The sequence below is a fragment of the Ignavibacteriales bacterium genome (assembly GCA_016709765.1).
In the GTDB taxonomy this organism is placed as follows: domain Bacteria; phylum Bacteroidota; class Ignavibacteria; order Ignavibacteriales; family Ignavibacteriaceae; genus IGN3.
This window is the reverse complement of record JADJMD010000013.1, coordinates 1,067,225-1,083,866: the sequence shown is the minus strand read 5'-3', so window position 1 is coordinate 1,083,866 and position 16,642 is coordinate 1,067,225. Positions and strand designations below refer to the sequence as shown.

Sequence of the window (16,642 nt, the reverse complement as noted above, 5' to 3'; positions counted from 1 at the left end):
GGCACAAAAAAGTAAAAGATATTCTTGTTGTGCGTCAGCATAATCAAATCGGAGATATGCTGTGCTCGCTTACGCTTTATAAAGCTCTAAAGAAAAAATATCCTGACGCAAGAGTAACTTTAGTGGCTGCAAAAACAAATTATGAGATTCCCTTTTTTGATATTAATCCCTATCTCGACAGAGTGATAATTTTTAACAAATCTTCACTTAAAACAATTTTAATATTCATAAAAGAATTAAGAAGCCGAAAATATCAAATCGGAATTGTGCCTTCCACAATTGTGCTTTCAAGAACATCGCATATAATTAATTTAATTTCAGGTGCAAAAATTCGGGTTGGTGTAAAATCTATTGATGGAAATGAAAACAAATCACACAAATATTTAAATGTTAAATCAGATTTTATATGGAAAGATTCGCATCAAACAAAGCGAAGTTTAGATATAGCAAAACAACTGGGTAGCGATTTATCTTTGGAGGAAATAAATTCTATAAAAATAGATTTTAATGATTCAGATTTAGATTTTGCTAACAATTTTATCTCAACAAACTTTCCAGATAAAAATAAAAAAGCAATTGCGTTTCATCCCGGGGCAGGAAAAGAAATTAATATTTGGGATAAAAAATATTTTATCGAACTTATCAAAAAACTTACTTCTAGTTTTGATATTAATATTTTAATAACCTCTGGCTGGACAGATGAAAAGATTGTAACCGAAATCAGCAAAGAATTAAATCTTACAAATATTAAACACAAAATTTTGCATAATGCTTCTGTTAAAAAACTTGGTGCTGTTTTATCAATGATTGATCTTTATATTACAAATGATACCGGGACAATGCATATTGCTGGTTATTCTGGCGTAAAAATGATTTCTCTTTTTGGTCCAACTCGCCCAAACGAATGGGCGCCAAAAGGAAAAAATCAAAAATATATTAAAGCAACGGACAACAACATTAACAGTATCGGTGTTGATGAGGTTTTTAAACTTGCTAAAACTTTTTTAAGTGAAAATAAAAATTAAAGCAAAAATACTATGTGGATAATTATTAGGGTGTTAATTGGTGTTGTGATTCTTTTTTTATTGGAATATTATTTTACCAGAAAATTAAATCGTGTATTTAAAACTCTATTTCCCAACTACGATACAAAGAAAAAGAAAATATTTCTTTACTCGTTTCTTGTTTTGTTAAATCTTTATCCTGTTATACTAATCTTTAACGCAATTTATGCGGCGCTAACAAAACAATCGGTTTCTTTTCCTCAAAATATTTTCGCTGATTATTTGCTCCTTTATCCATTCTGGGTTTTAATCATTTTAATACTACAAGTTAGTGTGATTTTTATTTTTGTGGACTTATTGAAGTTAGTTTTTTATCCACTTTATAAAAAACACAAAGAAAAACTTTACCCACTGCAAGTAAAAATATTCTTACTGTTGGTGTTGATTTTTATTTTTTATATACCAGCAAGAATGATTTATGATTATAACACCGTTGATGTGCGCATTGTTGATTTTAAGAAGAATAATCTTCCAAAAGAATTGGTCGGATTTAAAATTGCTTTTATCTCTGATGTGCAAGCCGATAGATACACCGATGACAAAAGATTACAGCGATATGTTGATAAAATAAATCAACAAAATCCCGATTTAGTTTTAATTGCTGGGGATGTGATTACTTCAACTCCGGATTATATTGAAACCGCTGCAAAGTACATTGGAAAAATTAAATCTAAATTCGGCACATACTCTTGTGTGGGTGATCATGATAATTGGGCCTATAGAAAAGATTATGTTAGAAGTTTGCGTGAAGTTGAAACCGCTTTAAGTAATAATAATGTTGAAATGATTGACAATGAGTTACGTTATTTTGAAATAGATTCAACACGAGTGGGAATTACATTTATTACCAATACCTATGTTTCTGATATTTCCGAGACAACTCTTAAAAATGTTGCCTCGTCCAACAAAGCTGATTTTAAAATATTTTTAACTCATCAACCGCAGCAATTTTTGATTGACAACGCAGTAAAAAACAAATACGATTTGTTTCTTGCCGGACACACGCACGGTGGACAAATAACTTTGTTGTTTCCGTTTATTCAACTTACTCCTACACTCGTAGAAACAAAATATGTTAAAGGTGATTTTTACTTTAACAATATGCTTGCTGTTGTTTGCGGTGGATTGGGAATGTCCCTTGCGCCGGTTAGATATAACTCAACTCCCGAAATTGTTTTAATCAACTTGCGTAATAATTGATTAACCCTTTTATTATCTTTAGCAAAAATTTATTATATAATAAGAGCAACTAGATGATCATAGACAAAAATAATAGAATCCTTGTTTTAATTAAAGAGTTCGTTTATGAAAGATTTGATCTGAGTGAAGACAAAGCAAATGAACAAGAAATAGTTGAATTAATAAAGAAGGGGGTGGAATTTCGGGGAACTAATCTTTGGGTGTTAATCTTTGCCATCTTCATTGCATCTATCGGGCTTAATGTTAATTCTACCGCAGTAGTTATCGGTGCAATGTTAATCTCACCATTAATGGGGCCTATTATGGGAATAGGTTTGGGTATAGGGATTAATGATTTTCAGCTAATTAAAAAAGCATATAAAAATTTAGGAATTGCTGTCATAATAAGTGTAATCGCCTCAACTACATATTTTTTTATAAGTCCGCTTAGTGATGCCCAATCTGAATTATTAGCGAGAACCACACCAACCATTTGGGATGTGCTTATAGCTTTGTTTGGTGGTCTTGCCGGAATAGTTGCAGCAACAAGAAAAAGCAGCAGCAATGTTGTTCCTGGCGTTGCAATTGCAACAGCTTTAATGCCTCCTCTTTGTACTGCCGGCTTTGGATTGGCTACGGGCAACTTCTATTATTTTATAGGTGCATTTTATTTGTTTTTTATAAATAGCGTGTTTATTAGCTTATCGGCTTTTATAATTGTTCGGTTTTTAAAATTTAAGAAAAGTGCTTTTGTTGATAGTGTTGCGGAAAGAAGAGTAAGAAGATCCATCCTTATTGTAGTAATAATCACAGTTATTCCAAGCCTTGTAATGGCCTATAATATTGTTAATCAAAGCATCTTTGAAAGGAACGCAAACAGATTTATTGCTTATGAACTTAATTTTGAAAACTCTCAAATTGTAAGCAGAAACATTTCATATAAGGGCGAAAAGTCTATGATTGAGGTCTTTTTACTCGGAGAAACGCTTGAACCAAAGCTTATTGAGAATGTAAAATCTAAATTAAAAAACTACGGACTTGTTGATACAGAATTTAAAATTCGGCAGGGAATAAATTCTGAAAAGGTTGATATAAATACTTTGCGCACAGGGGTAATTGAAGATTTATATAGAAAGAATGAAGAGCTAATTAAAAACAAAGACAAAAAAATCACTTTACTTGAAAGTGAACTCAGCAGATTAAAATCAGAATCTTTTCCGGTTGAAGATCTTTCCAAAGAGCTTAAAACGCTGAACAAAAATCTATCTGAGTTTACCATGAACAAAACAATCCTTACTGATTTAGTAAAACAAAAAACAGATACTCTTGCTTTTGCCTATGCGCGCTTTAAGACAAAACCATCTTCCTCTGAGATTAAAAAACTAAAAGAATGGTTGTCTGTTAGAACAAAGTATGAGAACATCCGGTTGGTTATACAATAATATGAAACATGAATTAATATTATCGCAGATATTTGTTTATCCTGTTAAATCACTTGGGGGGATAAGTCTTAAATCATCTGAAGTTGGAGAACGTGGATTAAAATACGATAGACGCTTTTTGCTTGTAGATGAAAACGCAGAGTTTATTACTCAGCGCGATTATCCGCAAATGGCATTTTTAAAACTATCCTTTTCTGATAATGGTTTTAATGTTTTGAATAGTCAAAATAATTCTAAGATATTTATTCCCTTTGGATCAACATCGAATGAAACAATTAAAGTTAAAATTTGGGATGATATTTGTAATGCCTTTGTTGTAAATAAAGATTTAGATATTTGGTTCTCAAGTGCAATCAACAAAAAATGTTCTTTGGTTTACATGCCTGATGCTGAACAAAGAATTGTTGAAAAAAAGTATATTAATGAAGCGCACATCGTAAGTTTTGCAGACGCATATCCATTTTTAATAATTGGGCAGGCTTCATTAGATGATTTAAATTCCAGATTGCAAACACCAATTCCAATGAATCGCTTTAGAACAAACTTTGTTTTTACAGGTGGGGACCCTTATGAAGAAGATGATTGGAAAGATTTTAAAATTGGCAATACTGAATTTAAAGCCGTAAAGCCTTGCGCAAGATGTGTAATCACCACCATCGACCAACAAACAGCCATCAGAAATGATGAGCCCTTAAAAACTTTATCTACATACAGAAAGACAAACAATAAAATTATGTTTGGAATGAATTTGATTTGCCATAAAACCGGCAAGATTTCTCTTAATGAAAAAATTGTTATTTGTTAGCTAATTCTTTGTTTCGTTTAGTGCATAAAACAAGTACTAGTTCCATCACACTATAAACATTTCTCTTAATCCGTTTTTGCCACTTATCCCCAATCTCTTGTGAGCCTGTTATTTAAAAGCCAAGTTATTTTTGAAACTATTTTTATAATCGAATAGTAAGGAAAAAATCATGAAAAAATTGTTGTTTTTTTTAATAATACTTTTTGCCGTTCTATTTTTAAGCAAAGATTTGTTTTCACAACCTGTTCCTATGCTTACAAGAGTATTGAACGAGAACCAAATTTCTGAAAACTTATTGATTGGATTGCAATCCTGCAATAAAGGATTAACGGCTTCCTGTGCCTATTTAATTGGAGAGTTTTGCTGTAAAAAATCTGTTATTCCTCTTATGGCTTTGTTGCATAATGCGGAGTGCGAAGAGATAAGAATTCTTGCTGCGCTTTCGCTCTGTAAGATTGGAGACGCTCGCGGAGTTTTTGCTGTAAAAACATCCGCGTTGTATGATGATAGCCAGCGAGTTAAAAGACTTTGCGGTTTATTTTATAAAGCGGTTTTAGCGGGAAAGGTTGAGGCAAAACTCTATTAATGTCCTTTAATATCTAAGCGAATGATTTTAACTTAACATCAACTAAAAATTATTCTAATCACACTCGTCTGAATGTTAATGAATCGCTTAAATAATATTTGCTTTGTGTTTTTGATTTTTGTTTTATCAACTATTTCTTTTGGGCAAAGAACAAGCGAATGGGAAAAGCTTACCTCGCCAACAAACGATGTTTTAAGAAAAATATTTTTTCTTGATCAGAACAACGGCTGGGCAATCGGTCTTTCCGGCGCAATAGTGCACACAAGCGATGGCGGCAACACCTGGGTTTTACAAAACAGTACAGTAACAACTCCGCTTGTAGATCTATTTTTTCTAAATGAAAATTTAGGCTGGGCATTAACTCACCCTCAAACACCTCCATTTGGAACAACTGTTTTGAAAACCACAAGCGGCGGTTCAACTTGGTTTAAAGATTCTACTTTTTTTCTTAATGAAATTATGTACACAATTTATTTTTTTAATGAGCACGTTGGGGTTGTTGGTGGCAATGGAGTAAAAAAAACCTCTGACGGAGGAATATCGTGGCAAAAGTCCTTTATTGAACCCGGCGGTGTTTCTACGCTACCAATCAACAATTTTGCTTTCTATAGCAATACCTTTGGATACGCTTGCGGGGGGAGGATTGACGTAGCCGGGGTTATTTGGAGAACCACCGATGGTGGAGACAATTGGTCCTATCTCGGCTTAAGCCCCGATCAGATATTTGATGTTTTTATTTTTGATTCCTTAAATGCGCTCGCTCTTTCGGGGGATCCAGAGGGGTTTTATCAGATAAGCAAATTAAAAACAACAAACGGAGGTTTGAGTTGGAACTCAACAGCACTTCCACTTCTAGGATTATCATTTACGATTGATTTTCAAGATGATAAAGAAGGATGGTCTGCTTCTGGCTATAAATTTTTACATACAGGTAATAGCGGTGATACATGGGTTGAAGAACTTACTCCAGATAGTACAACTATTTACGATCTTCAATTTGTGGATAAGTACACCGGTTTTGCTTGCGGAGAAGATGGTGCACTATTAAAGTTTATATCTTTTAAAAAACCTGGTGTTAATAAGCCTGTTTTTGAACTATTACAAAATCACCCCAATCCTTTTTCAGAAAAAACAACTTTTCAAGTTTCTGCTATTACGCCAGATTATGATGTGCCTGCCCGGGCACAAATTAAATTGTTTGATGTGCTTGGGAATGAAATTCTAACAATGGTTGATCGAGATTTTAATTGGGGTATTTATGAGTTTACGTTTGATTTCGAGCAAGCAAAACGATCTCTTTCAAGCGGTGTATATATTTTAGTTTTAGTTTCCGGGGAAACCTTAGTAACACGAAAGATTATTTACTTAAAATGAGGCAAATATGAAAAATGAAATTACTTTTCCACAATCAACTATAAAATTTTTAACTGCTCTTTCTAAAAATAACAACAAGGAATGGTTTGAAAAAAATAGAGTACGTTATGATTTTGAATTTTTGCAGCCTGCCATGCAATTTGTAATTGATCTGGGTGAAAAACTTTCTGAAATATCTCCAAACATTAATGCAATCCCAAAAATTGACAAATCAATTTTTCGGCTTTATCGTGATGTAAGATTTAGTAAAAACAAAGCCCCGTTTAAAACTAATCTAGGTTTGTACTTTTGGGAAGGGCGTGGAAAGAAAATGGAATGTTCCGGTTTCTATTTTCACATCGAGCCAAAACTATTTTTTCTTGGAACGGGAATGTACATGTTTACAAAAGAACAATTAAAGAAATATCGTGAAATTGTTTCTGATCCAACTCAGGGAGAACTATTAAATGAAATAATTTCTGCTCTTTTAAAGAAAAAGAAAATAAAGTTGGGTGGTAGAACTTACAAGAAAACTCCTCGTGGATATGATCCTGAATACAAATACAGCGAACTACTTTTACATAGCGGTCTTTATGTGTCTTATGAAAGCTCCTCTTTTGATGAGCTAATAAAAAAAGATCCCATTGGTTTTGCTTATAAACTATTTAAAGAAACTTATCCTCTTCATAAGTGGTTTGTAGAAAATCTTGTTTAATCTTGCTTTTCTAGATAAATATCTTATCTTGCAACAAAATTATTCTCTTATACCTGTCTAATTCGTAGGTTAGCAATACAAATCAGAAAGGAGATGAAAGATGAAGTACGGTTCATTTATGCTTCACAACTTCAAAAACATCCCCCAGATACATTCAATTCCTCCTGAATTTATTGAAGCTATAGAAGTTGTTGGCTCAGTTCTTCCATTTAAAACAAATAATTATGTTGTTGAATGTCTTATAGATTGGAACAACATACCAAATGATCCAATGTTTAAGCTTACTTTTCCGCAAAAAGATATGCTGCGACCTCATCATTATGAACAGATTAAGCGCGTAATTAATAGCGGAGCCGATAAAACAAAAATAAAAGAAGTCGCTAATGAAATAAGGTTGCAGCTTAATCCGCACCCTGCTGGACAGCTAGAGCATAACGTGCCGACGATAGAAGGCGATAAACTTTACGGTATGCAGCATAAGTACCGTGAAACCGTTTTGTTTTTTCCGAGTCAGGGACAAACATGTCACGCTTATTGTACTTTTTGTTTTCGCTGGCCTCAGTTTGTAGGAATAGATGATTTAAAATTTGCATCTAAAGAATCAGAACATTTAGTAAAATACGTGCAAGCTCATGAAGAAGTGACGGATGTTTTATTTACCGGCGGCGATCCGCTGATTATGAAAACAAAACATCTTGAAACTTATATTCGTCCATTGCTTAACGCAAATATTGAACACTTAAGAAATATAAGAATTGGAACAAAAGCACTTGGCTATTGGCCATATAGATTCTTAACTGATAATGATTCAGATGATTTATTAAGATTGTTTTCGGATGTAAAAAAAGCTGGAAAACATTTAGCGCTGATGGCGCACTTCAATCATCCGGTTGAACTAAGCGGCGAAGCTGTTGCCCAGGCAATCCAAAAAATTAATGATACTGGTGCGGTTATCAGAACGCAATCGCCTGTACTAAAACATATAAATGATTCGCCAAATCTTTGGGCGGAAATGTGGAAAAAGCAAGTTGAGCTTGGCTGTGTTCCTTATTATATGTTTGTTGCACGGAACACCGGGGCGCAACATTATTTTTCAATTCCGCTTGTTGATGCTTGGAAACTTTTTAGAGAAGCATATCAAAATGTAAGCGGAATTTGCAGAACCGTGCGCGGTCCAAGTATGTCTTGCCTGCCGGGTAAAGTGCAGTTGATTGGTGTAAGCGAAATAAAAGATGAAAAAGTTATGGTCTTTAGAATGATACAGGGGAGAAACTCTGATTGGGCTGCTCGACCGTTTTTTGCAGAATACGACGATACAGCAAATTGGTATACGGATTTAAAACCGGCATTTGGAGAAGAAAAGTTTTTCTTTACAGATGAATTAAACACATTTGTTTCACCTCAAGAAATAGAAGTTGATTATGAATAAGGTCGGTAAAAACAACAACGGCAATTTTGATATAAGTTTAAACTTAAATGTTCGCGGTGCGCCGCTATCAGCAACTTTGTTGATAAATGAAATCTCTAACAAGTTAATAAGTGAAGGAAGAAAAGTATATAAACTTGGTCTTGGGCAATCGCCTTTTCCTGTTCCACAAATGGTTGTTGATGAACTAAAGGTTAATGCTCATCAAAAAGATTATTTACCTGTTAGAGGGTTAAAACAATTAAGGCAGGCTGTTGCGGATTATCATTCCCGAAGAAATGATATTAGAAGAAACGTAAACAATGTTTTAATCGGGCCCGGCTCAAAGGAATTAATGTTTCTTTTGCAGTTTGTTTATTATGGTGATTTGGTTATTCCTACACCAAGTTGGGTCTCTTATGCGCCACAAGCAAAATTTATTGGAAGAAATGTTTCCTGGCTTAACACAACTGAAAAAAACAAATGGAGAATTACACCGCAAGATTTAGAAAATCTTTGTAAAGACGATCCTGATAGACCAAGATTAGTAATTTTAAATTACCCTTCCAATCCAACGGGTGCTACTTATACTGTAAACGAATTAAGGGATCTGGCAAAGGTTGCAAAGGAATACCGTCTTATAATGTTATCCGATGAAATTTATGGCGAGCTAAACTTTGAAGGCAATCATGTTTCTATTGCAAAATTTTATCCCGAAGGAACTATAATTTCAAGCGGATTAAGTAAGTGGTGCGGAGCTGGTGGATGGAGATTGGGAACTTTTAATTTTCCACCTTCACTTAACTGGTTGCTTGATGCGATGGCTTCTGTTGCAAGTGAAACATTTACCTCTACAAGTGCGCCCATCCAATATGCAGCAGTTTGCGCTTTTAGAGGCGGAATTGGAATAGAAAGATATTTGTGGAATTCCAGAAAAGTTTTAAAATCTCTGGGATTTCATATACATAAAAAATTAGATAGAGCAGGCATAACAGCGCCAGCGCCAGAAGGAGGTTTTTATCTATTCTGCAATTTCAATAAGCACGCTGCAAAACTTAAAAAACGTGCAATAACAAACAGTTACCAGCTTGTCCAAAAACTTTTAGAAGAAACAGGTGTTGCTTTGCTGCCTGGCAGTGTGTTTGGAAGACCCGAAGAAGAGCTTACAGCGCGTCTTGCTTATGTAGACTTTGATGGCTCAAAGGCATTAGCAGCTATAGAAACATTTCCACCGCATAAAACCCCCGATGAGAATTTTATCAATACAAATTGCTCGCATATTATTGAAGCTATTGATTTAATTTGTAACTGGGTGAAAATATAACTGTTTTGTGTTTTCGTTTTATCGCTATCACAATAGTAAAAAAAACGCTTGGTTGACAAAAATTTCTTGTAAATACTTACCGCCTATTAAAATATCCCGCCGCTCAGCATACCTTTATTATAATTATACATGATTTTAAGTAACTTTTGTCATTGCTTTGCTCTAAAAAATTTTGTTCGATCAAAAATCAACTAGTTGTTCATTACTATAATTATTAAAAAATTTTCTGAGGACATTATGAATAAATTTACCTTCTATTTTTTACTCCTCTTTGTTTCCCTTGTGGGGACTATTTCTGCACAGGTTAATGCAAGAATGCTGCAGTTTCCCGATGTGTCGGCGACACATATTACATTTACTTATGGCGGCGATATTTGGATTGTTGCTAAAGAAGGCGGAACCGCTTATAAACTAACCTCTGCAAAAGGAACTGAATTGCTCGCAAGATTTTCACCCGATGGAAAACAAATAGCATTTAGCGGAAATTATAGTGGCAATGTTGATATTTATGTTATGCCTTCGCTTGGCGGATTGCCTCTAAGAATTACTCACCACGGAATGGCCGACAGATTGTTGGATTGGTACCCAGATGGAAACTCTCTGCTATTTGCTTCGTCTCGAGAAAGCGGCAAGCAGCGTTTCAGTCAATTTTACAAAGTATCAAAGTCTGGCGGATTGCCGGAAAAACTTCCACTGCCTTATGGTGAGTTTGGCGTTATATCACCCGATGGAAATAAAGTTGCTTACACTCCAAAGTCCCGCGTATTTAGAACATGGAAAAGATATCTGGGAGGAATGGCAACTGATGTTTTTATTTTTGATGTTGAGAAAAAAACTGCGGAAAACATAACTAACAACATAGCAAATGATGAACTGCCAATGTGGAGCGGAAACAAAATTTATTTTCTATCCGATCGTGGTGAGAATAAAAGAAATAATATCTGGTCTTATGATCTTACCTCAAAACAAATAAAACAACTAACAAGCTTTGAGGATTTTGATATTCACTTTCCATCAATCGGAAATGGTGAAATTGTTTTTGAAGCAGGCGGGCTCTTGTATCTGCTTGATCTTACAACAGAAAAACATAAAGTGGTAAATATTAATGTTGTGACAGATGAGTCTACTTTAATGGAACGAAATGAAAACGTTGAAAAAATGATTCAGGGTTTTTCTCTATCATACAACGGTAATCGTACTTTGTTTGAAGCAAGAGGTGAAGTCTTTTCTGTTCCGACTGAAAACGGTCCCGTAATTAATCTAACTCAATCTCCAGGCGTTGCAGAACGATTTCCCGCCTATTCTCCAAACGGAAAATACGCCGCATACTTCTCAGATAAATCTGGTGAATATGAGCTAACTATCCGCGATTTGGAAAAGCCATCAAAAGAAGAAAAGCTAACTTCTCTAGGTGCCGGGTTTCGATATTCATTATTCTGGTCGCCAAACAGTAATGCTCTAGCTTTTATTGATCAGACAATGACAATTTATATTTACGATATGGCTAGAGACAAGACGATAAAAGTTGATAAACAAAAATGGATGTATGAGGGAGCGCTTCGAAACTTTTCAGTAAGCTGGTCATCAGATAGCAGATATCTTGCTTATGAAAAAGAGCTTGATAGTAGGACGACTGCAATTGCAATCTTCGATACAAAAGAAGAAAAGATTCATCAGGCTACTTCTGGATATTATAATGACGCAAAACCTGTGTTTGATCCAGATGGTAAATATTTATTCTTCTTAACCAACAGAAATTATAAGCCTGTTTACAGTGATTTTGATAATACATGGATTTATCCAAACTCAACTCAAATTGCTGCCGTTACTTTAACAAAAGTGATTCCATCTCCTCTGGCACCAAAAAATGATTCAAGCATCGTAAAGAAAGAGGAAGAAAAGAAGAGCGAGGCAAATAAAGATCAGAAGAAAGAAGAAAAAAAGGATGTGCCAAATGTAAAAGAAGTTAAAATAGATTTTGATGGATTTGAACAACGCATTGTAATACTGCCGCCTGCAGCAGGAAACATAGTATACTTACAAACCGTAACAGGTAAAGTCGTTTTTCATCGAATGCCTAATAATGGCTCTGATGACAAGAAAAAACCTGTTTGTTATTTTGATTTAGAAAAGCGTGAAGAAAAAACGATTGTGGATGATGCTGATGCGTTTCAAATTTCTGCAGATGAAAAGAAGATATTGCTGTTAAAACAAAAAGTGTATTCCGTTGTTGATGTTGCTCCTGATCAGAAGCTGGATAAAAAGCTTCCAACAAATCAACTTGAAATGACAGTTGTGCCGCGAGATGAATGGAAACAGATATTTACAGATGTCTGGAGATTGGAAAGAGATTACTTTTATGATAAAAACATGCATGGTATTGATTGGAGTGCAATGAGGAAACAATACGGGGCATTGATTGATAACGCGGTAACAAGATCTGATGTTAATCATGTTCTTGGAGAACTTATAGCGGAACTAAATGCCTCTCACACCTATCGTGGCGGCGGTGATGATGAAACGCCTCTTAGAAGACAGGTTGGCTATCTTGGTATTGATTGGGAGTTGAAGAACGGTGTGTACATGATTAAAAGAATTGTGCGTGGAGCGCAATGGGATTCAGAAGTCCGTTCACCGCTTGATGAATCAGGTTTAAAAGTTAATGAAGGTAATTACATTCTTGCTGTTAATGGTGTTTCTATTGATGTTACAAAGGATCCATGGTCAGCATTTGAAGGACTAGCTGATAAAACAATTGAACTTACCGTAAATGATAACCCATCAATTAATGGAGCATGGAATATTTTAATAAAAACAATGAGTGATGAAACACGATTAAGAAATCTTGAGTGGATTGAATCTAATAGAAAAAGAGTTGATGAGGCTACCGGCGGAAAAATTGGATACGTCTTTGTGCCGAGCACCGGAATTGATGGACAGGATGAGCTTGTAAGACAATTCTATGCGCAGTATTCTAAAGAGGGGTTAATAATTGATGAGCGGTTTAATGACGGCGGACAAATTCCAGATCGTTTTGTAGAACTGCTAAACAGAAAACCGCTCAATTTCTTTGCGGTAAGAGATGGAAACAACTGGCAATGGCCGTCTGCCGCAAACATTGGTCCTAAGGTTATGCTTATAAACGGCTGGAGTGGTTCCGGTGGAGATGCGTTTCCGGATTATTTTAGAAAATCTGGCGTTGGTCCTCTAATTGGAACGAGAACATGGGGTGGATTAATTGGGATTACCGGCGCTCCAAATTTAATTGATGGAGGCAGTGTTACTGTGCCAACTTTTAGAATGTACGATCCCGATGGAAAATGGTTTAAAGAAGGTCACGGCGTAGATCCTGATATTGAAGTTCTTGAAGATGCCGCACAACTATCAAGGGGGATTGACACGCAGCTTGAAAAAGCGATTGATGAAGTTATGAGGTTGCATAAACTAAATCCACCGATAAACCCAAAGCAACCTCAATATGAAAAAAGATAAATGAAACTAAAAGCGATCATAAATGATCGCTTTTTTTTTATAATCTGTTAACAATCATTTTATTATCTTGCAAACAAAAATCAATTGGAAAATAAAAATGATATATAGATTCTTAAATATTATTGTCCTTGCCCTTTTTCTAAGTTTTACAACTTTTGCGCAATCTGTAACAGTAAAGATTATTGAAACAAGTGATGTGCACGGTGCAATTTTTCCTTACAGCTTAAAGGACAACAGCGAAATTAACTCTTCGCTCGCACGTGTTTCAACTTATGTTAATCAACAGCGTGCAGATACAAATCAGATTGTTTTTCTTTTAGATAACGGGGATATAATTCAAGGAAATCCTGCTGTATATTATTATAATTTTGAGAAAACCGATACAATAAATCTTTACGCCAATGTAATGAATTATATGAAATATGATGCCGCAACGATTGGTAACCATGATATTGAAACAGGGCACGATGTTTATGATAAGTTTAACAAAGAAATAAATTTTCCGTGGTTGGCCGCTAATATAATTAATACTACAACAAACGAGCCCTACTTTAAACCCTATACTACAATCGAAAAAAACGGAGTAAAAATTGCTGTGCTTGGGTTGATTACACCGGCAATCCCTCAATGGCTTCCGGAAAAAATTTGGAGCGGAATGCGCTTTGACGATATGATAGAAACGGCTCAAAAATGGATTAAGAAAATACGAGAAACTGAGCAGCCAGATTTAATGATTGGTTTATTTCATTCTGGCATTGATTACACCTATAACGATGAAGATGAAAACACATATAAAAATGAAAACGCTTCTCGTCTTGTTGCAGAAAAAGTTGATGGCTTCGATTTAATATTTGTGGGGCATGATCATGCTGGTTGGAATATTAAGACTAAGAATCCGTCTGGAAAAGAAGTTTTGATTCTTGGAACAACATCGAGCGCACAAAACGTTGCCGTTGCAAGCTACACTTTGAAGTATGATAAAATATGTATGATTTATGATAAGAAAGAGATTATTGGTGAACTGGTTAACATGAAAGACTATGCTGTTGATCAGAATTTTGTAAATCACTTTAGTAAAAATCTAACAGAAGTGAGAAACTATATTTCTCGCCCAGTCGGTGAGTTCACAGAAATGATTTCCTCGCGCGAATCTATGTTTGGCCCATCAAAGTTTGTAGATTTAATTCACACTGTTCAGTTTGAGTTAACAAATGCAGATGTTTCCTTTACTGCGCCACTTTCATTTAACGCTAAAATTGATGCAGGAAAAATTTATACTGGTGATATGTTTGATCTATACAGATACGAAAACTTTTTATACACAATGGAATTAAGCGGGAAGGAAATAAAAGATTATCTCGAGTATTCTTACTGGAACTGGATGAACCAAATGAAAGATGAAAACGATCATTTACTAAAATTTAAACTTGATGGAAATGGAAACTTAAAATATTCCGAACGATCAAAATCACCGGAACTTGAAGAAAGATTTTATAATTTTGATTCCGCAGCGGGAATTGAATATGTAGTTGATGTTACGAAACCGGCAGGCAATAGAATCAATATTATTAAGTTTTCAAACGGGAATGTATTTGATCTAAACAAAAAATATAAAGTGGCAATAAATTCTTATCGCGGTAACGGCGGCGGCGGTCATCTTACTCGTGGTGCAAAAATACCGCAGGAAGAATTATCTAAAAGGGTTCTCAACTCGACAGAAAAAGATTTACGCTACTTTTTAATGAGGTGGATTGAAAACAAACAAATAGTGGAACCAAAAGTTATCGGCACCTGGAAAGTTGAACCGGAAAATTTCTGGAAATCCGGTAAACAAAAAGATTATCAATTATTATTCAAATAAACACAATAGTAAGCTGATTTTAATGATACGACTGATCAGTTATGATCATAATAAATCATGAAAATCCGCCTACCATTTTTTCGAGGAAATTATGAACACAACTAAAAGCAAACAACTATTCGAGGAAGCTAAAAAATTTATTCCTGGTGGGGTTAATTCACCGGTAAGAGCATTTAAATCAGTTGGCGGTGATCCGCTATTCATCCAGCGCGGCAAAGGCTCAAAGTTTTATGATGTTGATAGTAATGAATACATTGACTACATAGGTAGCTGGGGACCTCACTTGTTTGGACACAATCCGCCTTTTATTAAAGAGGCATTAAAACGAACATTTGAAAACGGAACAAGTTTTGGCGCGCCGACCGAAATGGAAGTCAAGATGGCTCAACTAATTACCGAGCTCGTTCCATCTGTTGAAATGGTAAGAATGGTTAACAGTGGAACCGAAGCAACAATGAGTGCTGTTCGTGCTGCACGCGGTTATACTGGTAAAGATAAGTTTATAAAATTTGAAGGCTGTTACCACGGGCATGCTGATTATTTTCTAATTAAAGCTGGAAGCGGCGCATTGACTCTTGGTGTTCCAACTTCTCCGGGCGTTACAAAGGGGAATGCTGCCGATACTTTGCTTGCCGACTACAACGATATAGCGTCAATCAAAAAACTTTTAACAGAATACCGCGGACAAATTGCAGCGATAATTATTGAACCAATTGCCGGCAATATGGGCGTTGTGCAGGCTAACGAAGAATTTCTTGTTGAGTTAAGAGGAATCTGTAATGAAGAGGGCATCGTTTTAATATTTGATGAAGTAATGACGGGTTTTCGTGTTGCGTCCGGAGGAGCACAGGAAATTTTAGGAATTAAACCTGATCTTTCTACATTCGGAAAAATTATAGGCGGCGGTTTACCTGTTGGTGCATTTGGCGGTAAGCGAGAAATTATGGAAATGCTTTCGCCTAGCGGTCCGGTTTACCAGGCGGGAACATTAAGCGGAAATCCGCTTGCAATGTGTGCAGGATTTGCTGCGCTATCACATATTAAAGAACATCCCGAAATTTATGTACAGTTAGAAAAAGCTTCGATGTATCTGGAAAACGGATTTAAAGAAAACTTAAACTCTGTTGGAAAAAACTATGCAATGAATCGTGTTGGTTCTATGATGTGTCTGTTCTTTACAGAAAAACCAGTTAATGATTTTAAATCTGCTTTAACTTCTGATACTGCATTGTATGGAAAATATTTTCACGAAATGTTAAATCGTGGAATTTACCTTGCGCCAGCACAGTTTGAGGCGTTATTTGTTTCAACAGCGCATACAAAAGAAGATTTGGATAAAACGATTAAGGCACATAAGGAAAGCGTTGCTCAGCTTTTAAGTTAAATACTGTTTCAAGTTAGTGTAGAATTTGTTGA

The 16,642-nt window shown here is 35.3% G+C and carries 12 protein-coding genes; all 12 read left to right on the top strand.

The window, feature by feature from the left end:
* Nucleotides 1–29: 29 nt before the first annotated feature.
* Nucleotides 30–1,025 carry a glycosyltransferase family 9 protein gene (locus IPJ23_14395; protein MBK7631867.1) on the top strand — a complete coding sequence of 332 codons (996 nt, stop codon included), beginning with the start codon at nt 30–32 and terminating at the stop codon, nt 1,023–1,025.
* A 12-nt stretch (nt 1,026–1,037) separates the two neighbouring features.
* Nucleotides 1,038–2,264, top strand: a complete 1,227-nt coding sequence (locus IPJ23_14390) for a metallophosphoesterase (GenBank protein MBK7631866.1) — start codon at nt 1,038–1,040, stop codon at nt 2,262–2,264.
* 53 nt (nt 2,265–2,317) lie between these two features.
* Entirely contained in the window at nt 2,318–3,685 is a 1,368-nt protein-coding gene (locus IPJ23_14385) for a TIGR00341 family protein (GenBank protein ID MBK7631865.1), read from the top strand.
* Nucleotide 3,686: 1 nt separating this feature from the next.
* Nucleotides 3,687–4,490: an MOSC domain-containing protein gene (locus tag IPJ23_14380; GenBank protein MBK7631864.1), complete on the top strand. Its 804-nt coding sequence runs from the start codon at nt 3,687–3,689 to the stop codon at nt 4,488–4,490.
* Between the two features lie 169 nt (nt 4,491–4,659).
* On the top strand, nt 4,660–5,076 hold the full coding sequence (locus tag IPJ23_14375) for a hypothetical protein (GenBank protein MBK7631863.1): 417 nt from the start codon (nt 4,660–4,662) through the stop codon (nt 5,074–5,076).
* Between the two features lie 78 nt (nt 5,077–5,154).
* Nucleotides 5,155–6,450, top strand: coding sequence for a T9SS type A sorting domain-containing protein (locus tag IPJ23_14370; protein ID MBK7631862.1), 1,296 nt, complete (start codon nt 5,155–5,157; stop codon nt 6,448–6,450).
* Nucleotides 6,451–6,457: 7 nt separating this feature from the next.
* Nucleotides 6,458–7,144 carry a DUF2461 domain-containing protein gene (locus IPJ23_14365; protein MBK7631861.1) on the top strand — a complete coding sequence of 229 codons (687 nt, stop codon included), beginning with the start codon at nt 6,458–6,460 and terminating at the stop codon, nt 7,142–7,144.
* 100 nt (nt 7,145–7,244) lie between these two features.
* On the top strand, nt 7,245–8,573 hold the full coding sequence (locus tag IPJ23_14360) for a lysine 2,3-aminomutase (protein MBK7631860.1): 1,329 nt from the start codon (nt 7,245–7,247) through the stop codon (nt 8,571–8,573).
* Complete coding sequence (locus tag IPJ23_14355) at nt 8,566–9,873, top strand: pyridoxal phosphate-dependent aminotransferase (protein ID MBK7631859.1); 1,308 nt, start codon at nt 8,566–8,568, stop codon at nt 9,871–9,873. The genes IPJ23_14360 and IPJ23_14355 overlap by 8 nt, the downstream gene beginning before the upstream one ends.
* Before the next feature lie 237 nt (nt 9,874–10,110).
* Nucleotides 10,111–13,365, top strand: coding sequence for a PD40 domain-containing protein (locus IPJ23_14350; protein MBK7631858.1), 3,255 nt, complete (start codon nt 10,111–10,113; stop codon nt 13,363–13,365).
* 97 nt (nt 13,366–13,462) lie between these two features.
* On the top strand, nt 13,463–15,226 hold the full coding sequence (locus tag IPJ23_14345; protein MBK7631857.1) for a bifunctional metallophosphatase/5'-nucleotidase: 1,764 nt from the start codon (nt 13,463–13,465) through the stop codon (nt 15,224–15,226).
* A gap of 88 nt (nt 15,227–15,314) precedes the next feature.
* Nucleotides 15,315–16,610 carry a glutamate-1-semialdehyde 2,1-aminomutase gene (gene hemL / locus IPJ23_14340; GenBank protein MBK7631856.1) on the top strand — a complete coding sequence of 432 codons (1,296 nt, stop codon included), beginning with the start codon at nt 15,315–15,317 and terminating at the stop codon, nt 16,608–16,610.
* The last annotated feature ends 32 nt before the right edge of the window (nt 16,611–16,642 follow it).